The sequence below is a fragment of the Labrenzia sp. PO1 genome (assembly GCF_012273635.1).
GTDB lineage: Bacteria > Pseudomonadota > Alphaproteobacteria > Rhizobiales > Stappiaceae > Roseibium > Roseibium algicola.
In genome coordinates, this window is record NZ_JAAXCR010000002.1 from 959,755 (window position 1) to 982,956 (window position 23,202).

Annotated in this window: 23 protein-coding genes; 6 read left to right on the forward strand and 17 right to left on the reverse strand. The window is 58.8% G+C overall.

Annotated elements, in window-relative coordinates; all coding sequences use genetic code 11:
* Positions 1 to 85 precede the first annotated feature (85 nt).
* The 9 genes from HCG46_RS12310 to HCG46_RS12350 form a co-directional block, all read right to left on the reverse strand.
* Entirely contained in the window at positions 86 to 1,063 is a 978-nt protein-coding gene (locus HCG46_RS12310; protein WP_022999759.1) for a type II secretion system F family protein, read from the reverse strand.
* Positions 1,064 to 1,071: 8 nt separating this feature from the next.
* Positions 1,072 to 2,091 carry a type II secretion system F family protein gene (locus HCG46_RS12315; protein WP_022999758.1) on the reverse strand — a complete coding sequence of 340 codons (1,020 nt, stop codon included), beginning with the start codon at positions 2,089 to 2,091 and terminating at the stop codon, positions 1,072 to 1,074.
* A gap of 7 nt (positions 2,092 to 2,098) precedes the next feature.
* On the reverse strand, positions 2,099 to 3,619 hold the full coding sequence (locus HCG46_RS12320) for a CpaF family protein (protein ID WP_168686407.1): 1,521 nt from the start codon (positions 3,617 to 3,619) through the stop codon (positions 2,099 to 2,101).
* Between the two features lie 31 nt (positions 3,620 to 3,650).
* Positions 3,651 to 4,958 (reverse strand): CpaE family protein, encoded by a 1,308-nt coding sequence (locus tag HCG46_RS12325; RefSeq protein WP_205838476.1) that lies wholly within the window; start codon positions 4,956 to 4,958, stop codon positions 3,651 to 3,653.
* Positions 4,959 to 4,967: 9 nt separating this feature from the next.
* A complete protein-coding gene (locus HCG46_RS12330; RefSeq protein ID WP_209009450.1) occupies positions 4,968 to 5,672 on the reverse strand; it encodes a CpaD family pilus assembly protein in 705 nt (234 codons plus the stop codon).
* Between the two features lie 16 nt (positions 5,673 to 5,688).
* The gene (locus HCG46_RS12335) at positions 5,689 to 7,098 is read right to left on the reverse strand and encodes a type II and III secretion system protein family protein (protein WP_077290872.1); all 1,410 of its coding nucleotides are present in this window, start codon (positions 7,096 to 7,098) and stop codon (positions 5,689 to 5,691) included.
* Between the two features lie 38 nt (positions 7,099 to 7,136).
* The gene (gene cpaB / locus HCG46_RS12340) at positions 7,137 to 7,907 is read right to left on the reverse strand and encodes a Flp pilus assembly protein CpaB (RefSeq protein WP_031268903.1); all 771 of its coding nucleotides are present in this window, start codon (positions 7,905 to 7,907) and stop codon (positions 7,137 to 7,139) included.
* Positions 7,908 to 8,300: 393 nt separating this feature from the next.
* A complete protein-coding gene (locus HCG46_RS12345; protein ID WP_022999752.1) occupies positions 8,301 to 8,807 on the reverse strand; it encodes a prepilin peptidase in 507 nt (168 codons plus the stop codon).
* A 152-nt stretch (positions 8,808 to 8,959) separates the two neighbouring features.
* Entirely contained in the window at positions 8,960 to 9,148 is a 189-nt protein-coding gene (locus HCG46_RS12350) for a Flp family type IVb pilin (RefSeq protein ID WP_022999751.1), read from the reverse strand.
* Between the two features lie 527 nt (positions 9,149 to 9,675).
* Here HCG46_RS12350 and HCG46_RS12355 point away from each other — a divergent pair.
* From HCG46_RS12355 to HCG46_RS12375, 5 genes are all read left to right on the forward strand, one after another.
* The gene (locus HCG46_RS12355) at positions 9,676 to 10,140 is read left to right on the forward strand and encodes a pilus assembly protein N-terminal domain-containing protein (protein ID WP_055657461.1); all 465 of its coding nucleotides are present in this window, start codon (positions 9,676 to 9,678) and stop codon (positions 10,138 to 10,140) included.
* 26 nt (positions 10,141 to 10,166) lie between these two features.
* Positions 10,167 to 10,721 carry a TadE/TadG family type IV pilus assembly protein gene (locus tag HCG46_RS12360; RefSeq protein ID WP_031268901.1) on the forward strand — a complete coding sequence of 185 codons (555 nt, stop codon included), beginning with the start codon at positions 10,167 to 10,169 and terminating at the stop codon, positions 10,719 to 10,721.
* Position 10,722: 1 nt separating this feature from the next.
* Complete coding sequence (locus tag HCG46_RS12365; protein WP_022999748.1) at positions 10,723 to 11,313, forward strand: hypothetical protein; 591 nt, start codon at positions 10,723 to 10,725, stop codon at positions 11,311 to 11,313.
* A 195-nt stretch (positions 11,314 to 11,508) separates the two neighbouring features.
* Positions 11,509 to 12,921, forward strand: a complete 1,413-nt coding sequence (locus tag HCG46_RS12370) for a bifunctional enoyl-CoA hydratase/phosphate acetyltransferase (protein WP_022999747.1) — start codon at positions 11,509 to 11,511, stop codon at positions 12,919 to 12,921.
* A 2-nt stretch (positions 12,922 to 12,923) separates the two neighbouring features.
* Positions 12,924 to 14,108 carry an acetate/propionate family kinase gene (locus HCG46_RS12375; RefSeq protein WP_168686408.1) on the forward strand — a complete coding sequence of 395 codons (1,185 nt, stop codon included), beginning with the start codon at positions 12,924 to 12,926 and terminating at the stop codon, positions 14,106 to 14,108.
* A 27-nt stretch (positions 14,109 to 14,135) separates the two neighbouring features.
* On the opposite strand, the gene phnD is transcribed toward HCG46_RS12375, so the two are convergent.
* Positions 14,136 to 15,080 (reverse strand): phosphate/phosphite/phosphonate ABC transporter substrate-binding protein, encoded by a 945-nt coding sequence (phnD, locus tag HCG46_RS12380; RefSeq protein WP_209009451.1) that lies wholly within the window; start codon positions 15,078 to 15,080, stop codon positions 14,136 to 14,138.
* An 84-nt stretch (positions 15,081 to 15,164) separates the two neighbouring features.
* On the opposite strand from phnD, the gene HCG46_RS12385 reads away from it, so the two are divergent.
* Positions 15,165 to 15,785 (forward strand): HAD family phosphatase, encoded by a 621-nt coding sequence (locus HCG46_RS12385; RefSeq protein ID WP_168686410.1) that lies wholly within the window; start codon positions 15,165 to 15,167, stop codon positions 15,783 to 15,785.
* Between the two features lie 84 nt (positions 15,786 to 15,869).
* Here HCG46_RS12385 and HCG46_RS12390 read toward each other — a convergent pair whose 3' ends face one another.
* The 7 genes from HCG46_RS12390 to HCG46_RS12420 all read right to left on the reverse strand — a co-directional run bounded on the left by HCG46_RS12390 (position 15,870) and on the right by HCG46_RS12420 (position 23,112).
* Positions 15,870 to 16,898 (reverse strand): histone deacetylase family protein, encoded by a 1,029-nt coding sequence (locus HCG46_RS12390; protein WP_022999743.1) that lies wholly within the window; start codon positions 16,896 to 16,898, stop codon positions 15,870 to 15,872.
* 54 nt (positions 16,899 to 16,952) lie between these two features.
* A complete protein-coding gene (locus HCG46_RS12395) occupies positions 16,953 to 17,951 on the reverse strand; it encodes an aldose epimerase family protein (RefSeq protein ID WP_077290878.1) in 999 nt (332 codons plus the stop codon).
* 80 nt (positions 17,952 to 18,031) lie between these two features.
* Positions 18,032 to 19,531, reverse strand: a complete 1,500-nt coding sequence (locus HCG46_RS12400) for a phosphomannomutase/phosphoglucomutase (RefSeq protein ID WP_031268898.1) — start codon at positions 19,529 to 19,531, stop codon at positions 18,032 to 18,034.
* A 64-nt stretch (positions 19,532 to 19,595) separates the two neighbouring features.
* Positions 19,596 to 20,102 carry a TIGR02281 family clan AA aspartic protease gene (locus tag HCG46_RS12405; protein ID WP_168686411.1) on the reverse strand — a complete coding sequence of 169 codons (507 nt, stop codon included), beginning with the start codon at positions 20,100 to 20,102 and terminating at the stop codon, positions 19,596 to 19,598.
* 66 nt (positions 20,103 to 20,168) lie between these two features.
* Positions 20,169 to 21,068: a ribokinase gene (locus HCG46_RS12410; protein ID WP_077290881.1), complete on the reverse strand. Its 900-nt coding sequence runs from the start codon at positions 21,066 to 21,068 to the stop codon at positions 20,169 to 20,171.
* A gap of 107 nt (positions 21,069 to 21,175) precedes the next feature.
* A complete protein-coding gene (gene upp / locus HCG46_RS12415; RefSeq protein WP_022999737.1) occupies positions 21,176 to 21,805 on the reverse strand; it encodes a uracil phosphoribosyltransferase in 630 nt (209 codons plus the stop codon).
* A 65-nt stretch (positions 21,806 to 21,870) separates the two neighbouring features.
* Positions 21,871 to 23,112, reverse strand: coding sequence for a DUF1688 family protein (locus HCG46_RS12420; RefSeq protein WP_168686412.1), 1,242 nt, complete (start codon positions 23,110 to 23,112; stop codon positions 21,871 to 21,873).
* Positions 23,113 to 23,202 lie beyond the last annotated feature (90 nt).

Here is a 23,202-nt window from a genome sequence, read left to right on the forward strand (position 1 = left end):
GCGCGTTTGACGCATCCGGTTTTCGGTTGTCGCTGAGAGACCCCTGGGCCGCCGGCATAAGCCCGCCGGAGAGCAAACCTGCTGCCTATTGGAAGGTGTTGATCACCTGAATCACTGCCGGCCCCATGATGATGAAGAACAGCACAGGCAGGAAGAACATGATCATCGGCACCGTCAGCTTCGGCGGCAGGGATGCAGCCTTCTGTTCGGCCATTTGCATGCGCTGCTCGCGGGTGTCGTCCGCCATCGTGCGCAAGGCCGTGCCGACAGGCGTACCGTAACGCTCGGCCTGGATAAGCGCCATCATCACGTTCTTCACACCTTCGACACCAGTGCGTTTCGCCAGGTTTTCATACGCGATACGGCGGTCGCTCAGGTAAGACAGTTCGGCCGTCGTGAGCGATAATTCTTCTGCCAGCTCAACCGACTGCACACCGACTTCTTCCGCAACGCGCTTGAAACCTTCTTCGATGGACATGCCCGATTCCACGCAGATCAGCATGAGATCCAGTGCATCCGGCCAGGCCCGCTGGATGGTCAGCTTGCGCTTGTCGATCTTGTTCTTCAGATAGATGTTCGGCATGAAAGCGCCGAGGCCGGCAAGACCCAGACAGAAGCAGAGCTTCGACAATGCCGGGAAGTCGTCGGGCAGCACGAGAAATGCGTAGGCCACCGTGAAGGCGAAGATACCGACAGGTAACGCTATGCGCGCAACCAGGAAGTAGTAAAGCGGTGCGGAGCCGCGGTAGCCGGCCATTCTGAGATTTTCGACCGTGCTCTCATCGGAAAGCGCTTCCTTGAGATTCAGCCGGTCGACAAGGCTTTTCATCTGCGCCTTGGGCTGGTTTCGCAGGGAAGCCTTGGCGTCTGCCTGGGCTGCCTGAAGACGGGCCCTCTCCTTGGCGCGCAGCTTATTGCGCTCGATCGCGACCGATTTCATCCGCGATTTCAACGTGTCGCGGGACAGAAGTGGCATCACCAGGGAAAAGATGGTTCCCGTGACCGCCACCATGGCCAGAACAGCTGCCAGAAACTGACTGGATGCGATGGTATCGATATCCATGTCGTCTCCTAGAAGTCGAAGTTGATCATCGCGCGCATCACCATGATGCCGCAGAACATCCAGAACAGGCAGCCAGCGATGATGATGTTTCCGGCCGTGGTCTCGAACAGAACCAGAATGTAGTTCGGCGAAATGAGGTACATGATCCCACCGACGAAAAACGGCAATGAACCGATGATCCCGGCGGAGGATTTCGCTTCTGCGCTGAGTGCCTTGATCTTGCGCTTCATGGCCTTGCGGCCGCGCAGCACCTTGGACAGGTTGTTCAATGCTTCGGCGAGGCCACCACCAGCCTTCTGCTGAATGGCAACCACGATGGCAAAGAAGTTGGCTTCTGCCAGCGGAACTCGTTCGGGCAACTTGCCGACCGCTTCGGCAAGCGAAATCCCCATGATCTGGGTTTCGGTGATCTTGCGGAACTCGGTCGCGACAGGTTCGCGGGCTTCGCGGGCAACCACCTTGATGCAGTCGCTTAGCGGCAGACCGGCCTTGACGCCGCGCACGATGATGTCGACGCCGTTCGGCAACTCGTCGAGAAACGCGTTGAAGCGGCGCTTGCGCTTGCTGGAAACGTACCAGCGGGGAAAACCCAGCGTGCCGGCAAAGCCGAAGGCTGCCGCAATGAGCAGATTTCCGCTGAAAATCAATCCAAGGATCAGGAAGACCAGGCCGGCAACGATACTGAAGATCACGAAATGATGGGTCTCCCAGGCCAGGCCGGCCTGCTCGATCTTGACCTTCAGCGAGACCTTCTGCTGCTTGTCCTGCTTGGCCTTTTGCCGTACCTCGAATTCCTTCAGCTGATCCTGGATCGACCGTTTGCGCCGGTCGACATCACGAAGGGCCTTGCGCTGATTTTCGCTCTGGGGCCGCGCTGCGACCGCGTTCACGCGCTGATCGCGCCGCTTGGAGCCGGACAGAGCAGGCTGAAACAGGCTGTAGATGATGCCGCCAACGGCAAGCATCACCAGGGCGGCGACGGCCAGGCCGGTGATTTCAGGCGTGAGAAACTCTTCAAGTCCGGACATGGGGTCCTCAATCAGCTACATATTCAGGCATCTCGGCAGCATCCAGTGCCTGTGCCAGACGGGCTTCTTCGCCAAAGTATCTTGCCCGCTCCCAGAATTTCGGACGACCGATTCCGGTGGAGCGGTGGCGGCCGATGATCTTGCCGTTCGGGTCTTCGCCGACAATGTCGTAGAGGAAGACATCCTGGGTGGTGATGATGTCGCCTTCCATGCCCATTACTTCCGTCACATGGGTGATGCGGCGGGAACCGTCGCGAAGACGCGCCGCCTGGACCACCACATCGATGGACGAGACGATCATCTCGCGCAGGGTTCTGGACGGAAGCGAGAAACCGCCCATGGTGATCATGGATTCCAGACGGGACAGGGCTTCTCGCGGGGAGTTGGCGTGCAGGGTTCCCATGGAGCCGTCGTGACCGGTATTCATGGCCTGCAGGAGATCGAATGCCTCCGGGCCACGCACTTCGCCCACGATGATCCGCTCAGGACGCATACGCAGGCAGTTCTTGACGAGATCGCGCATGGTGATCTCGCCTTCCCCTTCCAGGTTGGGCGGACGCGTCTCCAGGCGCACCACATGCGGCTGCTGCAGCTGCAGTTCGGCAGAATCTTCGCAGGTAATGATGCGTTCGGTGCTCTCGATATAGGCAGTCAGACAGTTGAGCAGCGTCGTCTTGCCCGAACCGGTACCGCCGGAAATCAGCACGTTACAGCGTGAACGGCCGATGATCTGCAGGATCGTCGCCCCTTCCGGCGTGATCGAGCCGAACTTGGTCAACTGGTCAAGTGTCAGCTTGTCGCGTTTGAACTTACGAATGGTGAGGGCCGGGCCGTCGATGGCGAGCGGTGGCGCGATAACGTTGACACGGGAGCCGTCGGGAAGACGGGCGTCACAGATCGGGCTGCTGTCATCAACGCGGCGGCCGACCTGGCTCACGATGCGCTGGCAGATGTTCATCAACTGCGCGTTGTCGCGGAACGTCACACCGGTCTGCTCAACCTTGCCGGAGGTTTCGATATAGACCGTGTGTGCGCCATTGACCATGATGTCGGCGATGTCGTCGCGAGCCAGCAGAGGCTCAAGCGGACCATAACCAAGTACGTCGTTGCAGATGTCTTCCAGCAGGTCTTCCTGCTCTGAAATGGACATCACCACGTTTTTAAGCGCGATGATGTCATTCACGACATCGCGGATCTCGTCGCGGGCATCTTCGGCATCGAGACGAGCCAGCTGTGACAGGTCGATCGCCTCGACCAGCGCATTGAAGATCTGGGCCTTGGTCTCGTAATATTCGCTGTTCTTCTTCCGAGCTGCCGGGGCTGCCGGCTGAGGCTCGGGCGGCGGAGGCGGTGGCGGAGGTGTCGGCGCGGCCGCCGGCTGGGAAGGCTCGGTCTGGTTCTTCTGCGGCGCCGGTTGTTCCGGCTGTTTAGCCTGTTCCGCCGGCGCAGGCGTGTCCTGCAACCCGGGTATGCCACCTGGCCGAAGGGTCTGGGGTCCAGACGATGAGCTGCCACGTCTACCAAACATAACGAACTATCTGCTCCGCTCTCAGGCCGGCCTAGCCGGCCTTCCGCTTCAGTTTCGAAAGCAAACCACCGAGGCTCGACCTGGACGCCCTGACGGGCTGGGCCTTGCCGGAGATGGTGTGTGCCAGGTCGTCGAACACGCGCGCAATCGCGTGCTTGCCGTCAATCTCACCAATCATCTGACCGTTGTTGGCGGCGGTTCCAAACAGCTGCGGTTCGAACGGGATTATCGCGTGAACCGACAGGCCGAGTGCTCCGGCAAATTCTTCCGGCTTGATCTCTGGGCGTTTGGGAACGTTGACCTTGTTCATGATGAGATGCGGCGGGCGGTCGTTCGGCCGCAGCTGCTTCAACATGTCGACAACGTTCTTGGCATTGCGAAGGTTGGCAAGGTCCGGCTCCGCGACAAGCACGATCTCGTCGACGCCAAGCAGTGTGTTCTTGACCCAGGCATTCCAGGAATGCGGCACGTCCAGCACGACGCTCGGCACCCCGGCGCGCATTGTCTCGACCAGCAGGTCGAAGGACTTCTCGCTGTAGTCGTAGGTGCGTTCGAGCGTTGCCGGTGCGGCCAGCAGGCTCAGGTGCTCATTGCATTTGGACAGGATGCGATCGAGATACGTTTCGTCCAGGCGCTCCGGAGAAGACACGGCCTCGAAAACGCCCTGGAGTGGATCCTGATTGTAATCCAGCCCGGCCGTGCCGAATGGCAGATCCAGATCCGCCACCACGACCTCGCTTTGGAACACGCGGCCAAGTGCCCAGGCCCCGTTGTGAGCGATAGTCGAAGCACCGCAGCCTCCCTTTACGCCGAAGAACGCGATGGTCCGGCCAAGCGGCTCAGCCTCGGGATCGGCATAAAGGTTGGCAATTGAGCCGATCAGCTGGAACACGCTGACAGGCGTGATCAAATACTCGCTGACGCCTCGGGAAATCAGATCGCGATACAGCATGACATCGTTGACATCACCGATGACAATCACCTTTGTACCGGCGTCACAATATTCGGCCAGATGATCGAGGCTCGACAGAAGGTCTTCCCGCCTGCCGGACGTCTCAACGATGATCAGGTTCGGTGTCGGAGCCTGTTCGAAGGTTTCGATCGCCGCCGGAATACCGCCCATATCCAGCTTCAGGTGCGCCTTTGCCATGCGCCGGTCTTCCATGGCTGCTTCCGCCACCCGCATGGTGGCGTCGGTCAGGCAGAAGCCGTGCACCGTGATGCGTGGGATGGAGCCGATATGGAGACCATCATCGCTGCCCGCATAGTTGTGATCCGCAGGCTCGGAAATGGGATCCATGTAGCCGGACATATCTTTCAAGTCTGGGTTGGCACTCATAGCTATCCCCTAGTCCTCGGCAACTTCGGCGCCGACACCTTCGGTGAAGTCACCCGCGGTGACTTCACCCTTCCGGTATTTTTCTATGACCACAGCTCGCCGGCCCTGATCGGAAGGATCGGATGCTCTCGGCGTGATCAGGTCGGACGGATTGTCGACCATTGCCGCCAGGTTCGCCTGGCTGGCACATCCGAAGTTCTCGTAGTTGATGTTTTCGCCGAAGCCGCCACCGATGTTTTTCGGCCAGGCCCCACACTCGCCCGCAGTTGCCTGCATGCGCGCATAGGACAAGCGGATCGGTGCATCCGCGCCGGGATCACCTACCGAGTAGGTTCGGGTGCTGATCCTGTTCCTTGAAACGCCCCCGCGCTGCAATGCCTGACGGATCTTCGGCGTGATGGAATGAACCGCTGCCTCGTTGGCCCCACCAGACGGCACCAGGATCTCGACGGATCCATCGCCCTTTTGCCGGGACTGCTGGCCAAAGGCGGCAATGGTGCTTTCGATCGGCCCGTTGATGTTACGCGTGTTGCGTCCAACAGGGAGATCCAGCGTTTCCGGCTCTTCAGTGATCACGATCGGGTGCATCAGCCTGTAGTCGTGAGACGCCAGAAGCTGGCTCTGCGACTGGTTCTGGCAGCCGGCTGCGATCAGGCACCCAAAGACCACAAGTGCGGTTTGCGAGAGCGTCTTGCTGCGGACCGTGTTTGACATGTTCATCCGTCCGTTCTCACTTGTAGATAAAGCCAACCTGACCGTGATAGATGCCTTCGGCGGCGGCTCCGGTCGGGTTGTAGATCTTGTTCAGCCGGTTCAGGAAAATCGTCTCGGCATCCGACGGCGCCATCAGGTTCTTGTCCGGGCGCTGCAGCTTGCTGACTGCAACCGGCTGAACCACGTAGGGCGTCACGAAGACCGCCAGTTCCGTCTGCTCACGCAGGAAGTCGCGGCTCTTGAACAGCGCGCCCAGGATCGGGATCTGCATCAGACCCGGGACACCTTCGATCGCCTGCTGATAGGATTCCTGCAGAAGACCGGCCATCACCAGCGTGCCGCCGGACGGCAGTTCCATGGTTGATTCCGCACGGCGCACCTTCAGGGCGGAAATGGTGATCCCACCTGCGGAGACCGCGCCATCGTTGCTCAGTTCGCTGACCTCGGTCTTCACGCGCAGACTGATCCGACCTTCGGACAGAACCACGGGTGTAAAGTCGAGACCAACACCGAACTTCTTGAACTCGACGCTGATCTCGCCGTCCTGCTGGGAAATCGGGATCGGGAATTCGCCACCTGCGAGGAAACTTGCGTTTTCGCCGGAAATCGCGGTCAGGGTCGGCTCAGCCAGTGTGCGGATAACCCCCTCACGCTGCAGGGCTTCCACCTGTGCGGTGATGCTCGTCGCTCCTGCAGACAGCTGCGTACCGCCAACTGCCTGGTTCACGATGGAAGGGTTCACCGTGAAGTTCGGCAGGCTGGACATGAAGGGCGTGAAATTGCCAACGCCGATCGTGCCCTGGAACTGGACGCCAAGCTGCTTGATGATCGAGCGCTCGACTTCCGCGACCGTGACCTTCAGGTGAACCTGATCCTTGCCGGCGACGGAAATCAGATTGATGACTTCGCTTGCGCCCTTGGCACCTTGAAACTTCGCCGCGATATCCGCTGCCTGCTGGGCTTCCAGCGTGCTTTTGGTCGTCCCGCTGAGCACAACACTGCCGTTGATCGATTCTGCGGAAATGTTGGAACCGGGAATAAGCTTCCGGATGATCCGGGTAATATCGGATGTATCCTTTTCGACACGGACGTCGAAGCTGGCCAGCTCCCGACCGCTGCGACTGAACAGAACCAGTCGAGACTGACCCGCGGTGTTGCCGATCACGAAGATGCGGCGCGGTGTTCTGAGGACGGCATCAGCGATTTCCGGGTTGGACACCAGCACATCGGCTGCATCTTCCGCGAGATTGACCACCACCGACCGGCCGACACCAACATTCAGGATGCGGCCCGTTGCCCGTTCACCGGCGGCGATATGGACCTGGCTCGGGAAGTTGCCTTCCGCCTGTGCTGCCGGAGCCGACACTCCCATCAGTCCTCCGAGCAAAACAGCCGTGGCAGCCAGCTTGTGAAGATAGTTTTTCATCGCGCCCCTCTTGCTGGACGTTCTGTTTTCAACCGGGCTCATTGCGCACCTGCCTGGCTCGTCACGCCATATTTCACGTAGCTGACACCTCGGCGGCGACCGCCCTCATCGTCTGCGTCATCGGCGGAATCCTGGGCACTGCGCAAGGCAAGCGCGATCGTGCCGATCTGCTGCGACTGAGCGACCACCTCGGACTGAGGCAGGGTCAGTTCCAGCGTGGCCGTGCGCTTTGGTGACAGGTTCTTCTGGTCCTGCTCGCCTGCGGTCGTGCTGTCGATTGCCAAGACGCGGATGTTTTCCAGGATCGTTTCGCTGAGAGCGCCCGTATCCGACTTGCGGGTCAGGATCAGGTCGACCTTGTCGCCCGGCAGAATGAAACCACCTGCCGTTGTTTCCGCTTCCACACTGACGGCGATGGCGCGTTTGCCTTTGGGCAGGATCGCCGCCATGAAGCCCTTGTCGGTATTAATAAGACGCTCGGGGCGAACGGGCTCACCGGCAAAAATCGGTGCCCGGGCGATTCGGCCTTCATACTCCTCGTTGGCCAGAGGCGAGGCCTCTTTCGTCACGGCTCCGAAGGGAACGGCATCTTCAGGCCATTTCGCCCAGCTCATGTCGTCCGCCGTGAGTTTGGCACCGAGCGGAATATCCCTTTGGGCAACCAAAACCTGCGTTTTGGTCTGCTCGGCGGCAGGTGCCTGTACGATCTGAGGCTCTGCTGGCTTGTTGCCCGACATCATGACCATGCGGAAAGCGATGATGCCTGCCGCTACAGCAATTGCCAGGACGAAAATTCGCGCGATTTTCATGACCAAAACCCAATATTCCAATGCGCACATGCGCTGTTCCCGACTAGGATGAGGGGTAATTGGTCAAAACATGGTTAATCAGATATGGATGTTTTCGGTTAATATTCGTTAACTTTACTGAACACTTTCTTAAATTGATGCATTCTGCAACGAATACTGGGCCACAACACCGTCTCACAGCTTCAAAGACCGTGTTTTTGCTTGTCTGAAACACCTGCAGACAAATTGGATTGCTGCGGCCTGAAGCAGAAAAATCCGTTCGCCGGCTAGCATTTGCCAACCAGGGGCAAATGGCTCACTTCAAAGTGATGACCCATAACGGTAGTCGAGCGCCAACAGGTCTTCGGCCAGGCGCGATTCGACCCGGCAGCCAAAGCCCATCAGGACAAGACCTCAACGAATGAGGTCGAACCAATAAGTAGAGGAATAGACCTGAAGACCGGCAATCGCGATTGCGATGCCATAGGGAATGCCGCTTTTGCTGTCATGCAGACGAGCGAACCATTCCTGCCGATAAAGCACGGACGGCACCACCGCATTCTGCCGTAAGGCCAAAAGCCCCAGCGTCAGGAACATGCCGTAGACAGCAACAAAGAGAACGAACATCAGCAGTTCGTGCGAAAAGCCAATCCAGAGCGCAATGGCACTGATGAACTTGACGTCGCCTCCGCCCATCCATCCGAAGGCGAAGAACAGGAAACACGGGGCAAAGACGACAGCAAATGCGAGAGCATGCATCCCCCAGGCTTGCAACGGCAAGCCTGTCGCGACCGCCAGAATGGCAAACCCAGCGATCAGCAGCAGGGAAACCCGGTTCTGGATAGTCATTGTCAGCAGATCGGATGCGCCGCCAAAGGCGACCAGCATCGGAAAAATGACGAGAATTGCGGCCTGAACCATGGAACATTCGTCTCGTTGAAAACCTGATGCCTCAAGGCTAGGGGGCAGAGGTTAACATTTCGCGGAAATACGGCCCGGCAGAACAAAAAACGGGCGGAAAAACCGCCCGTTCTTGTTCAACCTGTTTGGCAGCTTGAGCCGCCAGACGACGCTTAGGAAGCGATGTCGGTAGCTGCAACGCCGAGCTGCGTCTGAATGCGGGTGAAGATCGCGCTCAGGGACGTACCGGTTGCTGCCAGTGCGCCGATGATGACGATGGACAGCAGGCCAGCGATGAGGCCGTATTCGATTGCAGTTGCGCCAGATTCGTCTTTTACGAAACGGTTGATAAGAGATTTCATGTGTTTTGCTCCAAGTACCACTGAATTGACAGCTTCAAGTCCGTCGGATCTTTTGTGTCCGATTGGACATAGGCTCACCCTAGGACAGAGAGCTTTCCAAGCAGTTAAATTTACCATCCCAACCAAAAAGAATGCTGGCAATTATTACTATAGTTAACAAGACGTATAAATAAAATTTCGTTAATACGATCAAAAAACTTTAATATAAACGCGTATAATTCAATCTCATACAGAATTATCTACATACTCACGCGATTTGTCCAGTTTGTTTCTTAGATTTTATTTTGGGCTTGATCGGCCTTATACGCTAATTCCCCGAACTTCTATTTTTCTTCCCGCCTCTGAAATTTTACCGAGGGAGAAGAATATCCACGCACCCACGAATAAAGGCAAAACAAACGTAGAATTGTCCCTGAAAAAGCAAAAGAACATCCATTTACACTTCCTTCGCCGGGTCGTTAGCAGATCGTTCACCACGTTTGACGCATGATCTTCTATGGAAATGCACAATTGGAGTATCCATAGGCATGTTTGCGCAGCTAATCAGATGGACAAGCCTTTTCGCCGTTGCCTTTGGCGCGACCGTTGCGGTCGCACAGGACGGCCCTGTGCTTGTTACGGTCGATCGCGCCAAGGTCTTTCGGATCGAGGACGGCGCCGCGGCGGTTATTGTCGGCAACCCCTTTATCGCGGATGTCGCGATGTTCGATCAGAACACCGTCGTCATTACCGGCAAGAGCTACGGCACAACAAACCTCGTGATCCTTGATGGTGACAACAAGCCGATCGTCGACGAAGTCATTACGGTGAAGGCGTCGGATGATGACGTCGTCTCCGTATACAGGAAGGCCTCGCGGGAATCGCTGTCCTGCAATCCGGCATGCGAACCGGTCCTGCGCCTCGGGGACTCGATTGAAGCCTTCAAGGAAACCGCAGATCAGGCAAGCGCACGCAATGATTTGGCGACCAAGGCAGCCGGCGGGCAGCAGTAACTGTCCCCTAACGGAGTAGTCACCGAATGCGCTTGTTGAAACGGCTCCTCGTCTCGAGACGGAAAAGAGGGCGTGCGTCCTTCGGCAAGAACGACAGTGGCGCTACAGCCGTCGAATTCGCACTGATCGCCCTGCCCTTCTTTACAGTCGTTTTCGGGATCATCGAGGTGGGCCTGTCCCATTTCGTCAACCGGATGGTCGACAATGCCGTGATCAATGCGTCCCGCGAAATCCGCACCGGCCAGGCACATGATGGCGGTTATGACGCTGCCACCTTCAAGACCCGGATTTGCGGTAACCTGCCGGACTTTCTCTGTTCACTGGATCGCCTGGTGGTCGACGTCGACAAGGTCGATGCTTTTGCCTTGGCCAAATCCGCCGGCGAAAGTCTTTACGATGAAGACGGCAACCTGAAGGAAGAGTCCAACTACGAAGACGCCGGTGCGGGCGAGATCGTCGTGGTCAACGTCATCTACAGGTGGCCGATGATCACGTCGCTTCTGTCGCTCAACCTCGCCGATCATGGCAGCGAACGCTATCTCACCTCTACATTGGTGTTTCGAAATGAACCCTGGAACTAAGATGCCTCGTCATTTCGGCCACTTCCGGCGCCGGCTTGCCGGACTGAGGAGCTTCCACGCCGACAAGCGCGCCGTGTCCGCAATCGAGTTTTCGATGATCCTGCCTTTTCTGCTGATCCTGCTGATCGGCATGGAAGAGGTCACGGGCACCTTGAACTATGACCGCAAGGTCAGCCGCATAGCCAACTCGGTCGCCGACCTTGTGGCCCAGGCGCAAACCATTACCCCTGCCGACCTGAGCGCCATGATGGCTCTGGGTGGCAAGATCCTGGATCCTTATCCGGATACCAATCTGGAAACGATTGTCGCCAGTGTAACCTTCGACGAGGACGGTGATCCCGCTGTCGACTGGAGCTATTCGTCCAAAGGCGGCAGCCCGTGGGCGGAAGGGTCGACACCGCCGATCGAACTGCCTGCCACGGTGGCCGCAGCGAACACTTCCATCGTCGTGACGCAGACCAACCTGAACTATGTGCCGACGTTCTCCGGGCTTTTTACCGAGTATTTTTCCCGGGCATCCTCGATCGACCTGAGCGATACCTATTATCTGCGCCCGCGATTGACCGATACCGTCAAGTGTCCGGCCTGCTGAAGATAAACGCCGAACGTCTTGGAAACGGGAACTGCAGCGCCAAAACGTGTCTGTTTCGCGTTACCTGATCCCGTTTCAATCGGTCGGACACGCACCTACGCTAACTCCCGTATTTGTAACGTCGCACATTCCGGCTAATCTGCTCCGGAATGCTGCGTCGCAATATGCACTTTTAAGTATGGGATTTTTGAACCGATGGCGACAAACAAGACTTACGATCAGATCAAGGTCGGCGATACCGCAGAAATCGTCCGCGAATGCTCCTCCAACGACCTTCTGGTTTTCGCGCACGCTTCCGGCAATCACAATCCGATACATCTTCCCGACACGGACTGGACCGGCGATGGCCTGGTCGACAAACCGGTCGCACCGGCCATGTGGGTCGGGGGGCTTGCCTCCGCGGTGCTCGGCAACATCCTTCCCGGACCCGGCACGATCTACAAGGCGCAGTCGTTCCGCTTTCTGAGCGGAGCTGCGGTCGGCGACAAACTGCATGTCAGGGTCACGGCAACCGAAAAACGTCCGGACAACATTGTCCTGTTCGACATGTCGGTAACACGGGGAGACGGTACCCGCCTTGTTGAAGGCGTTGCCGAAGTCGCCGCACCGACAGAGCTTATCGAATTCGATTCCAGCGACATTCCAGCGATCCTGGTGCAGCGTCATCGGCACTTCAACCGGATGATCGAACTGGCAAAGACCCTGCCCGCCTTGCCGACCGCGGTGGCTGCGCCAGATGACCCCAACTCTCTGGAAGGTGCCTTGATGGCCGCCCGCGAGGGGTTGATCATGCCGATTCTGATTGGCGCGAAAAGCCGGATTGAAGCTGCAGCCAAAGAACTCGATGAAGATCTCGGCCCGTATGAGCTGATCGATATCGAAGATGAAATGGAAGCAGCCGGCCGTGCCGTTGCGCTGGTCCATGAAGGCCGGGTCAAGGCCGTGATGAAGGGCCACCTTCATACCGACCATCTTTTGCACCACGTGGTCAAACGCGATGGCGGGCTCAGAACCAAGCGGCGTATCAGCCATGTCTTCGTGATGGACATCCCGGGCCGCAAGACCCCGGTCCTGATTTCGGATGCTGCAATCAACATCACGCCCGACCTCAACACCAAGGTCGACATCACCCAGAACGCCATTGATGCCGCCCTGTCTCTCGGCCTGGAAATGCCGCGTGTCGGGGTCCTGTCCGCCATCGAAACCGTAAACCCGGCAATCCCGTCCAGTCTCGATGCGGCTGTTCTTTCCAAGATGGCCGAACGTGGACAGATCACCGGTGCGATCGTCGACGGTCCCCTGGCAATGGACAATGCGGTCGATGTGCAGGCAGCCCGGACCAAGGGCATCACCTCGCTTGTTGCCGGACACGCAGAGGTCCTGATCGTACCGAACCTGGAATCGGGCAACATGCTGGCGAAGGAATTGACCTTTATCGCCCACGCGGAAGCGGCCGGGCTGGTGATCGGAGCGAAGGTCCCCATCATGCTGACGAGCAGAGCCGACGACAGCCGGGCCCGCCTCGCCTCCTGTGCCCTCGCCCTGCTCTACATGCACTGGCAGGCAACCGGCAATCCGGCAGGTATCCTCGACCGGGACGGCGAGTAACCATGGACCCGGTCATTCTTGTCCTTAACTCGGGCTCATCCTCGATCAAGTTCACCCTCTATTCGGGTGACACCGTTCAACTCAAGGGGCAGATTTCCGGACTGGGTGCCCAGCCGAATATCTCCCTTGCCTCACGGGTTTCTGACACAAGGGTGGACCGGCAACTGTCCGCGGACGAAGGCAGAAGCCACGGGGCTTCGCTCGCGGCGCTCCTGCCGGTTCTGGAACAGGAACTTGGAGGACGCAGTGTCGATGCAGTAGGTCATCGGGTCGTCCACGGCGGTGTCACCCACACCGAACCGGTTCGCCTGACGGCTGAGATCCTTGAGGACCTAAAGGCGCTCGAACCGCTTGCGCCCCTGCATCAGCCGCATAATCTGGCAGGGATCACCGCAGCCAGGGAAGCCTTTCCTGAGGCCATGCAGGTCGGCTGTTTCGATACCGCCTTCCATCGCAGCCACCCTTGGGTCAACGATACCTTCGCCCTGCCCCGGCCTCTCTATGACGAAGGTGTACGCCGCTACGGCTTTCACGGCCTGTCCTACGAGTACATATGCTCCTATCTGAAGCAGGCTCATCCTGAAATCTATAAAGGCCGGTTAGTCGTCGCCCACCTCGGCAACGGCGCCTCCATGTGCGCTATTCGAGAAGGCCAGAGCATCGGGTCGACGATGGGCTTCACCGCGCTTGACGGCTTACCGATGGGCACGCGCTGCGGCCAGCTCGATCCGGGCGTGGTGCTGTATCTGCTGACGACAAAGGGCATGAGCCCCGATGCGGTCTCCGACCTGCTGTACAAGCAGTCCGGGCTCAAGGGGCTTTCCGGCATCAGCCAGGACATGCGCACCTTGACGCAGAGCGACGATCCGAAAGCCGCCGAAGCCATCGATTATTTCGTCTTCCGCATCCGGCGGGAACTCGGAGGCATGGCCGCCGTTCTGAGCGGTCTCGACACCGTGGTCTTTACCGGTGGGATCGGCGAGAACGCTGCTCTGGTCCGTGAGAAGGTCTGTGCCGGTCAGGAATGGCTCGGACTTGAAATCGACCCGGTCAGGAACGAGGCAGGAGCGGAGATGATCTCCACCGATACCTCCAGCATCAATGTACTGGTCATTCCAACCGACGAAGAGGCAATGATCCGGCGCCACACCGAACGGCTTCTGGGCAGCGCCGCCGCTGGTGCCTGACGATCGTTCAAACGCTGCAGGATTCCTTCAGCGGCCTGCTGGATCCAGCAGCGTGGCGTAATCGTCCTCGTAAGTGCGTAGCACCGGCCGGTAGTCGGCATGCACCACAGGCTCGAAACCGCCCGGCAGGTCTGGTTCGATAGCCAGATAGGCGTCGGGTGCTTCCCGGCGCATGTCCATCAATCCGGCCCTGAGACGCCGTTTCAACGCGTCAGGCAAATCCTTGCGCACACTGTGAGCGGAATAGGGGATCGGCGGCGAGCGCCAGACGATTTCCAGATCCTTGAAACCGCGTTCTCCCGAAACATAAAAATCATTGAGTGTTCCGGCCGTATAGCCATTCTTTGCCTCCCCCGCCAATGACGACCAGCCAAGGGTCGCATCGACCCGGCCGTCCAGAACGGCGCGGAGGCCCTCAACAGGGTCCTTCACCTCAACAAGAGCGCTGAAATGCGCGCGCGCGTCGACACCGTCAGCCGCCAGATTGGCGAGTGGAACACGATAACCGGTCACGGAGTGGGTACCACCGACAGCAAGGCGCTTCCCCTTGAGGTCTGCCAGGGTTCCCTGCTCTGCGCCGCGCTTCGCTATCAGAATGGCGTAAAAGCGCGCCGGAAAATCATCCGGAGCGGCGGTGACCAACGGCTCAACGCAACTGCAGAGCTGATGCACGGCAGCATAAGCAGATGGTGAAAGGCGAGCATAGTCGATCTTTCCGGAAGCAAGCGCCTCAACAGCATCAGCCATGGTTTCCATCAGAAAGAGGTCAACCGGCAGGTCGGCAATTTCCTCAAGAGCAAGGCGGAAAGGCTCCACCCGGTCCCGGGCCCCTTCATCTGCCGCCACGACAACACCGAGGCGCAGCCGATCGGGCATGGTCTCCGGATCCTGTGCACTGGCGGTGGCAGCGGTGAGAAAGACTGCCGCGAGAATGGGGGCCAGCCAGCGGAACAGGAGATTTACAAGTGCCATATTGCCGACATAACCTTCTGATGAAACTTGCAAAATTTTATCTCGCCTTTTGAACAACTTCCGCCAGAAAACCGGATCGACCACATGAACGATGCTATCACGACCGTCGTCTTCGATATAGGGAATGTCCTGATCGAATGGAATCCCGAATATCTCTATCGCGAGCTCATTCCCGATGACGATGCACGCGAACACTTCCTGACGACGGTCTGCACAATGGAGTGGAACCTGCAGCAGGATCTTGGCCGCCCCTGGGCGGAAGCCGTCGATGTTCTGTGCCGCCAGCATCCGGACAAGGCCGAGCTTATTGCCGCCTACAGCGAACGTTGGCACGACATGGTGCCCGGCGAAATTCCCGGTACGCCTGACATGCTTGCTGAGCTCAAGGCTCAGGGGACGCCCCTTTATGCAATTACCAATTTTTCAGAAGACAAGTTTGTCCAGGCCCAGGAACGGTTTCCGTTTCTGAAGACCAGCTTCCGCGACATCGTCGTCTCCGGCGCTGAAAAGGAGATCAAGCCCGGCCTGCGCATCTACGAAATCCTGCTGGAGCGAAACGGACTGACCGCCGCGCAATGCCTTTTTATCGATGACAGTGAGCGCAATCTCGAGGCTGCCAGAGAAGCCGGCATGTCAGCCCATCACTTCAAGGGGGCTGAGGGTCTGCGCGCGGAACTGAAACAGCTTGGTCTGCTGAACGGGTAATTGCCACGAGGAAGAGACCAATATTTGGGAGGCGGCAAGGCCGCCTCTCAGGATCCGTCGCACTCAAGTCCCGGCGAAGAGGTCTTACCCCTCGAAGCCTTCAAGCACATTGACGCAATTGGTCCCCAGTGCGTCGACCGCATAGCCGCCTTCCATCAGGAAGATGGTCGGAACGCCGACCTTGGCGAGCCTCTGGCCAAGCCGGATGTAGTCTTCACTCTTGAACTTGAAGCCGGAGATCGGATCGTTCTCGTAGCAATCCATGCCAAGTGAGACGATCAACGCTTCTGGCTTGTACACCAGCAGCCAACGGCAGGCTTCCTCGAGTGCCGGTGTGTAGCTGTCCCAATCGGTGCCGAGCGGCAATGGCCAGTTACGGGTGAACCCGGTACCGGCATGTTCACCGGTCTCGTCGGCAAACCCGAGAAAATAGGGATATTCGTGTTTAGGGTCGGCATGGATCGACAGGAACAGGATGTCCGGCCGGTCATAGAACAGCGCCTGGGTGCCATTGCCATGGTGGTAGTCGACATCCAGGATTGCGATGCGATGCAGTCCGTAGTCCCGAAGATACTGCGCCGCGACAGCAGCGTTGTTGAAAAAGCAGTATCCACCGAAGAAGTCATAGCCCGCGTGGTGTCCCGGTGGCCGGCAAAGCGCGAAAGCCGATTTCTCGCCATCGAGAAGCAGGCGGGCCGCAGTCAGGGCCGTGTCGGCTGACGCCCGAGCCGCCTTGTAGGTGTTTTCGCCGAGCGGCGTACCGGCATCCATCGAGTACCGTCCGAGCAGGCCGTCGATATGTTCGACCTGAACATCCTGACGCAGGCTGCGGATGGGCCAGACAAAGGGAAAGGCTTCGCGCGACCGCCCTGCGGCTGTCCATTTTTCCCAGAAGCTTTCCAGAAACGAAACATATTCGGGGGCGTGCACCCGGTGCAGCGGACGGACGGGGAATTCCTCCGGCGCAACGATTTCACCGACATTGCGCTCCCGCACGGTCTTGAGCACGATTTCGGCGCGGCTCGGGATCTCGACAGCAGGCTTCAGTTCGCCGTCTGATATTTCCTGCGCCGGTGCATGCGCGAGCTGGGTGTTTGAAAAAACCGTCTTCACGAGTTGCCCCCAAGTCCCCTGTTGTCTCACACAGCAGCGCTAATGTAACCCATTTCAGGAAAAACGGAATTCCGTAACATGAGTATAAGTCTCTGAGGGCTGTAACAAAACCGGTGTGAACCCGTCGTGATTGACGCTGTCCGGCCATCGCTGCGCTTCAAGACACAGCCCGGCATGGGCCCCATAGTGTCTGCCGTCCAGCCCGGGAACCGTCACCGAGATCCGCTGCGCATCATAAAGCTGCAGGCCGGGTTCGCTCGTCCAGACTTCCATGCGGCGATTGCCGGAACCGTCTTCGAGGGCAGCAGCGAATTCCACGCCCTCGCGTGGTGCATCCGCAAGGCAGAAGTTGTGATCGAAGACCACGTTCTCCTCACCCGCCTTGCGCCGCAGTTTGCGCCCATCGCGGAAGTCGTATGGCGTCCAGGCCACGTTGCGGATCTCGCCGGTCGGGATCAGCGCCTCGTCCACGGGCAGATAGGTCTCCGCTGCGATTTCCAGCGTATGGTCCAGAATATTGCTGCTGCCATCCAGATTGAAATAGGCGTGCTGGGTCAGATTGACCGGCGTCGTCTTGTCGGTGGTTGCGGTGATTTTCAGACGGAGCGCACCGGTGCCGGTCAACGTATAGCGGGCAAGCACTTCCACCCGGCCCGGATACCCCATATCGCCGTCTTCGGAGACAAGCTTCAGCAGGACACTGGCCTTGTCGTGCTGCTCTACCTGCCAGACCCTGCTGGAGAAGCCGAGCGAACCACCGTGAAGGTGGTTGATACCCCGTTCGTTCTGGTCGAGTTGATAGGTGACCCCGTCTATCGTCATCCGGCCACCGCCGATCCGGTTGGCGCAGCGCCCGGCAATCACGCCGAAATAGGGCGAATGATCCAGATAGCTCTGGAGATCGTCAAAGCCCAGCACCACCGTCTCACCATCGACCTTGAGGTCGCGGATAATCGCTCCAAGGGTGAGAATGGAGGCAGCCAGAGACCCTTTTGCCAGCGTAATTTCCTGGACAACGGTCCCGTCTGGCAGAACCCCAAATTCCTTGATCATGAAAGTCTCCGGCGAGAAGGCGGCAGGATGCGCAAAAGGCGGCGGAACTATCCGCCGCCTTTCGTCAATCGGTCAAGTGGTCAGAGCGTTTGGTTGTAGTCGCCCACTTCCGAGTTCTCGCGCAGGACGCCGTCGACAGCCTTGAACATGGCGTGGAGCCGGTCTTCCGAAACCGGGCTCTCGACCACGACCACCAGCTCCGGTTTGTTGGAGGAGGCACGCACAAGACCCCAGGTTCCGTCTTCACTGACGACGCGAACGCCGTTGACGGTGATCAGGTCGGTGATCGACTGTCCGGCAACCGTTTCGCCCTTGGCTTTCATATCCTGGAAACGGGCGACAACCCGGTCGACGACGTCGTACTTGATTTCGTCGTCGCACTTGGGAGCCATGGTTGGCGACCCCCAGGTCTTGGGAAGATCCCGGCGCAGGTCTGCCATCGTCTTGTCCGGGTTACGGTCAAGCATGTCGAGGATGGCAATGGCCGAAACGAGACCGTCATCATAGCCGCGGCCAATCGGCTTGTTGAAGAAATAGTGGCCGGATTTCTCGAACCCGACCATGGCATTCAGTTCAGTGACACGGCGCTTGATATAGGAGTGACCGGTCTTGAAATAGTCGGTCTTGGCGCCGTTGGCCTTCAGCACCGGATCCGTGTGGAACAGGCCGGTGGATTTTACATCGACCACGAACTGAGCACCGGGATGAAGCGCGGAGATATCGCGCGCAAGCATCACGCCGACCTTGTCGGCGAATATTTCCTCGCCTTCATTGTCGACGACACCGCAGCGATCGCCGTCGCCATCGAAACCAAGTCCGACGTCCGCACCGACTTCCAGAACCTTGTCACGAAGCGCGTGGAGCATCTTCATGTCTTCCGGGTTCGGGTTGTAGCGCGGGAAGGTGTGATCCAGCTCGGCATCAAGCGGGATGACTTCGGCTCCGATCGCCTCCAGGATCTTCGGTGCGAAGGCACCGGCAGTGCCGTTGCCGCATGCCGCGACCACCTTGATCGGGCGCTTCAGCTTGGCCCGGTCGGTGAGATCCTTGAAATAGACATCCGGGAAACCGTCGACGAAGCGGTAGCTGCCGCCGCCCTTCAGGTCGAAGGCCGCTTCCAGAACGATGTCCTTCAGCCGACCCATTTCATCGGGACCAAAGGTCAGCGGACGGTCGATGCCCATCTTGACGCCGGTCCAGCCGTTGTCGTTGTGCGACGCCGTAATCATGGCGACCGCCGGAACATCGAGCGCGAACTGCGCAAAATAGGCCATCGGCGACAAGGCCAGGCCAATGTCGTGCACGTTGATGCCGGCTGCCAGAAGGCCGTTGATCACCGCCATCTTGATGGAGGAGGAATAACCCCGGAAATCATGACCCACCACGATGTCCGGGCGCACGCCACGTTCGTGAATGAGCGTGCCGATGCCCATACCGAGCGCCTGCATGCCCATCAGATTGATTTCCTTTTCGAAAAGCCAACGCGCATCGTATTCACGGAAACCCGTGGGCTTCACCATTGGAAAGGATTCATATTCAAAAGTGTTCGGAACCAATTTCGGACGCGGTTTCGGAAACATCAATGCCTCTCAAAGCAAGGAAGAAGAACGGAACTGGGTAATTACCTAAACACGGTATGACAATTCACTGCACCAGTACAAGCGTGCCATCGGAGATGTCAAACCGCTTCATTTGGTTGAGAACGGACATGCCGAGCAGGGGTTCCCCGAGGCTTTGATCTTTCAACACAAGTGTGTCGACATTGCGTAGCCGGATCTTTCCAATGCGCAAATTGTCAATGGTCGCCCTGGCGCCACGAACTGTGCCGTTTGCCGTCCGGATCGCGTATTTGTAGTCGGCCGAATTCAGGAAGATTCCGATGCTCTCGGCAAGCGATTCCGGCAAAACGGTGACGGTTGCACCGGTGTCGACCAGCATGTCCACCGCACGGCCGTTCAGATAGGCATCCGCCACGAAATGCCCCTGCCTGTTGGCTGATATTCGGTGGCTTCGCTCGCCGGCCTCGTCCACGTCCTGATCTTCAGCAACCGGGTCGCTGCTCACCAGCACTTCAAGCCTGTTTTCCAGCAGATACGCCGCAAGCGGGACGATTGCCATGCAGGCCAGAAAGATGATGACAAAGCGCGACATGCAGGGTCTCGACGTTGCGTGAGCCCCCTGATTATCACGGTTTCCTTAGCGGCCTGTAAAACAGCATCAGGCAATCGTGTCGGCCAGCCGGGCAATATCCTCCAGATGCGGTGCACTGGACTGGGCCCCTGTCACGGTGCAGGCAAGCGCACCGGCGGCGGCACCTTCCTTCAAGGCACGTTCGAAGGACGTCTTGCGATCGAGAGCGGCAGCCAGGGCGCCGCAAAAGGCATCGCCCGCACCGGTCGTATCCACCGCGTTGACGGCAGGAGAAGCGAAGCGATAGCGCGCGGTTGGCGTGCGGGCGAGAACACCGTCCGCACCAAGGGTGACGATGACGTTCCGGCCACCTTCCGCCAGCTTCAGCGCGAATGTTTCCGTGTCACCGGCAATGCCGAGACGACCTCCGATCTCTGCCGCCTCGCTCACATTGACCACAACCGTACCGGCAACATCCAGACAGGCACTCAGGTCACCCTCAGGCACAGGAGCCGGGTTCCAGATGACCGTGCCTGCCGCATCCCGGGCAAGCCTGGCACCTTCGATCACCTCAACCAGAGGCACCTCTCCCTGAACGAGCAGTGTCTGACCAGGCCCAAAACCGCCTTCCAACCAGGAGGCTTCGACACGCGCATTGGTGCCGCTGGCGACGATGATCTGATTTTCCCCTGCCGGATCGATGCCGATCAGGGCAAGGCCAGTCGACCCGGTCATGGTGCGAACGCCTGAAAGATCGACGCCGGCTTCGCGCAGATTAAGCAGCGCGAGTTCGGCAAAGCTGTCCTGTCCGACCGCGCCGATGAAACGAACGTCGGCCCCTGCCCGCCTGGCAGCCAGCGCCTGGTTGGCGCCTTTCCCACCTGGAAATGTCTGGTGATCGCGACCGCTCACCGTTTCGCCGGCAGTCGGCAAGCGGGGCACGGCAACGACCAGATCCAGATTGATGGAACCAAAGACCGTAATCATGTCGCCTCCCCTTTTTTTTACAAAAGGTTAGACACCGCACGCCCAAGCGCAACAAAAAAGCGCGGAAGTTTCCCTCCGCGCTTTCAGCCGTCTGTTCTGTCGGCCGGTTACTTCGTGCCGTACATACGGTCGCCGGCGTCGCCAAGGCCCGGAACGATATAGCCCTTCTCGTTCAGCTTCTCGTCGATGGAAGCGGTGTAGACCGGCACGTCCGGGTGGTTCTCGGTGAAATTCTTGACGCCCTCAGGTGCCGCGAGCAGGCAGAGGAAGCGGATGTTGTTGGCTCCGCGCTCCTTGAGCTTCTGAACCGCTGCAATCGCCGAGTTGGCGGTGGCCAGCATCGGATCGACCACGATCACCAGACGCTCGTTCAGGTCTTCCGGAGCCTTGAAGTAATACTCCACCGGCTGAAGCGTCTGCGGATCGCGGTAAAGGCCGATGTGCGCCACGCGCGCCGACGGAACCAGATCCAGCATGCCTTCCAGAAGTCCGTTGCCCGCACGCAGAACGGAAGCGAATACCAGCTTCTTGCCGGCCAGGGTCGGCGCCTGCATTTCGGCAAGCGGCGTCTCGATGGTCTGGTAGACGAGCGGCAGGTCGCGGGTGACCTCATAGCAGAGCAGCGTGGAGATTTCCCGCAGCAGGCGCCGGAACCCCTGGGTGGACGTTCCCTTGTCGCGCATGATGCTCAGTTTGTGCTGAACCAGCGGGTGGCTGATGACAGTGGCTCCGGACATATCTGCCTCTCTTCTCAATGGGGCCATAACACCGGCCCGGTCTCATGATTTTTTATGTTCGGGACCTATGCCCCGAACGGCAACCAAAAAACAGACCCCGGGTTCATGAAGTGCCCGAGTTTTTTCGCTTCCTGCGGGTGTCCTTGCAAATAAATGCCGCCAGCCCGGCTGGTTCCGCCTTCCAGGATGCAGGTGAGCGGCAACTGATCCTGATGAACCTTGAGCTCGTGCCGCAGCAGTTCGGCCAGCCTGTCGGTCAGGGCAAGCGCCACAGCGCGGATTTCGACCATCCGGTCGCGTTCGGCCTCTGCTGACAGCACCGTGTCCGGTTCAACAATTTTCAGGACACCGGCGTCGAGGAACAGGGCCGCGTGGGCAGGATCGGCCGGCGGCGTCAGTGCCTCCAGTCCGGAGACTTCAAACCCGGCCCAGGCAAGAGGTTCGATCAGTGAATAGACCATCTCCTGGGCAGCCTGATGGAACGGCACAACAGTTCTCTCGGAAACCGCACCCCGCTGGTAATGCTCGAAGCTGTCGCCATAGACCATGTTGCCGTCGCCAGCGCCGCCGTCCCAGAGCGGACAAAGCGATTCCAGCACGCGGTCGAGCAGATCCCTTGCCGAAACCACACCATCGCTTTCCTTTGCCATCCGAACTGCAAGACGGCCTGGACGGGTTTCGTCCCCTTCCCCGAAAAGATCCGGCCGCAGGGCAAGCGCTTCACCGAAGCGTTTCAGATGGCGCTGCATCGCCTCGAGCAGGTCGTCATCCTCCCTTGCGTCCCACTGCAGGCCTTCGGAGAGTTCCATCCGGTCCATCTGCACGAGCGTCTGCGCATCGACGCGATAGGGATCGGTCATTTCACCGGAAAACGAACCTGCCGCGAACATGTGAAAGGCGGCCAGTGCCGAAGCCTCCTGGCCAGTCGCCTCGGTCTCAGTCATCCTGTCCTCGAAAACCCAGCCTTCAGGGTGACGGGTTTTCATGTAGGTACCCAGGATGGCAAGGTCGGCTGCAGCGGCAAGCATTTCTTCGGCGGTTTCAAACCCGCGCGCATTTGCCAGCGCACCCCAGCGGTCGATGCCGCCGGCCTCGTAATTCCGCCAGATGCCATAGGGTGGAATGTGAAAATCCGGATAATTTTCCCGAGTTGTTTCAAGCACCTTGGCCAGGGCTGTTTCGAGCAGGTCCGGAACCGCTTCGACATGGGCGAGTTTGCCATCTGTGGCGAGCTTCAAAAGCTCATAGGCTTTTTCCCGAACATGTTGCGGCCGGAACAGGGACAAGGCTGGTTGGGTATCGGTCATGGAAATCGCCGGATCTGGAAAGGATTGTGTGAAAAGACGCTGCCCTCGCCTATCTGCCCACCATAACCTTGTCAAACCGGTTCGTCATTG

Excerpts from the sequence above, each read along its gene's own strand:
- HCG46_RS12310 (WP_022999759.1), bottom strand. The coding sequence starts at position 1,063 with ATGGATATCGATACCATCGCATCCAGTCAGTTTCTGGCAGCTGTTCTG.
- HCG46_RS12315 (WP_022999758.1), bottom strand. The coding sequence starts at position 2,091 with ATGTCCGGACTTGAAGAGTTTCTCACGCCTGAAATCACCGGCCTGGCC.
- HCG46_RS12320 (WP_168686407.1), bottom strand. The coding sequence starts at position 3,619 with ATGTTTGGTAGACGTGGCAGCTCATCGTCTGGACCCCAGACCCTTCGG.
- HCG46_RS12325 (WP_205838476.1), bottom strand. The coding sequence starts at position 4,958 with ATGAGTGCCAACCCAGACTTGAAAGATATGTCCGGCTACATGGATCCC.
- HCG46_RS12330 (WP_209009450.1), bottom strand. The coding sequence starts at position 5,672 with ATGTCAAACACGGTCCGCAGCAAGACGCTCTCGCAAACCGCACTTGTG.
- HCG46_RS12335 (WP_077290872.1), bottom strand. The coding sequence starts at position 7,098 with ATGAAAAACTATCTTCACAAGCTGGCTGCCACGGCTGTTTTGCTCGGA.
- cpaB (WP_031268903.1), bottom strand. The coding sequence starts at position 7,907 with ATGAAAATCGCGCGAATTTTCGTCCTGGCAATTGCTGTAGCGGCAGGC.
- HCG46_RS12345 (WP_022999752.1), bottom strand. The coding sequence starts at position 8,807 with ATGGTTCAGGCCGCAATTCTCGTCATTTTTCCGATGCTGGTCGCCTTT.
- HCG46_RS12350 (WP_022999751.1), bottom strand. The coding sequence starts at position 9,148 with ATGAAATCTCTTATCAACCGTTTCGTAAAAGACGAATCTGGCGCAACT.
- HCG46_RS12355 (WP_055657461.1), top strand. The coding sequence starts at position 9,676 with ATGTTTGCGCAGCTAATCAGATGGACAAGCCTTTTCGCCGTTGCCTTT.
- HCG46_RS12360 (WP_031268901.1), top strand. The coding sequence starts at position 10,167 with ATGCGCTTGTTGAAACGGCTCCTCGTCTCGAGACGGAAAAGAGGGCGT.
- HCG46_RS12365 (WP_022999748.1), top strand. The coding sequence starts at position 10,723 with ATGCCTCGTCATTTCGGCCACTTCCGGCGCCGGCTTGCCGGACTGAGG.
- HCG46_RS12370 (WP_022999747.1), top strand. The coding sequence starts at position 11,509 with ATGGCGACAAACAAGACTTACGATCAGATCAAGGTCGGCGATACCGCA.
- HCG46_RS12375 (WP_168686408.1), top strand. The coding sequence starts at position 12,924 with ATGGACCCGGTCATTCTTGTCCTTAACTCGGGCTCATCCTCGATCAAG.
- phnD (WP_209009451.1), bottom strand. The coding sequence starts at position 15,080 with ATGGCACTTGTAAATCTCCTGTTCCGCTGGCTGGCCCCCATTCTCGCG.
- HCG46_RS12385 (WP_168686410.1), top strand. The coding sequence starts at position 15,165 with ATGAACGATGCTATCACGACCGTCGTCTTCGATATAGGGAATGTCCTG.
- HCG46_RS12395 (WP_077290878.1), bottom strand. The coding sequence starts at position 17,951 with ATGATCAAGGAATTTGGGGTTCTGCCAGACGGGACCGTTGTCCAGGAA.
- HCG46_RS12400 (WP_031268898.1), bottom strand. The coding sequence starts at position 19,531 with ATGTTTCCGAAACCGCGTCCGAAATTGGTTCCGAACACTTTTGAATAT.
- HCG46_RS12405 (WP_168686411.1), bottom strand. The coding sequence starts at position 20,102 with ATGTCGCGCTTTGTCATCATCTTTCTGGCCTGCATGGCAATCGTCCCG.
- HCG46_RS12410 (WP_077290881.1), bottom strand. The coding sequence starts at position 21,068 with ATGATTACGGTCTTTGGTTCCATCAATCTGGATCTGGTCGTTGCCGTG.
- upp (WP_022999737.1), bottom strand. The coding sequence starts at position 21,805 with ATGTCCGGAGCCACTGTCATCAGCCACCCGCTGGTTCAGCACAAACTG.
- HCG46_RS12420 (WP_168686412.1), bottom strand. The coding sequence starts at position 23,112 with ATGACCGATACCCAACCAGCCTTGTCCCTGTTCCGGCCGCAACATGTT.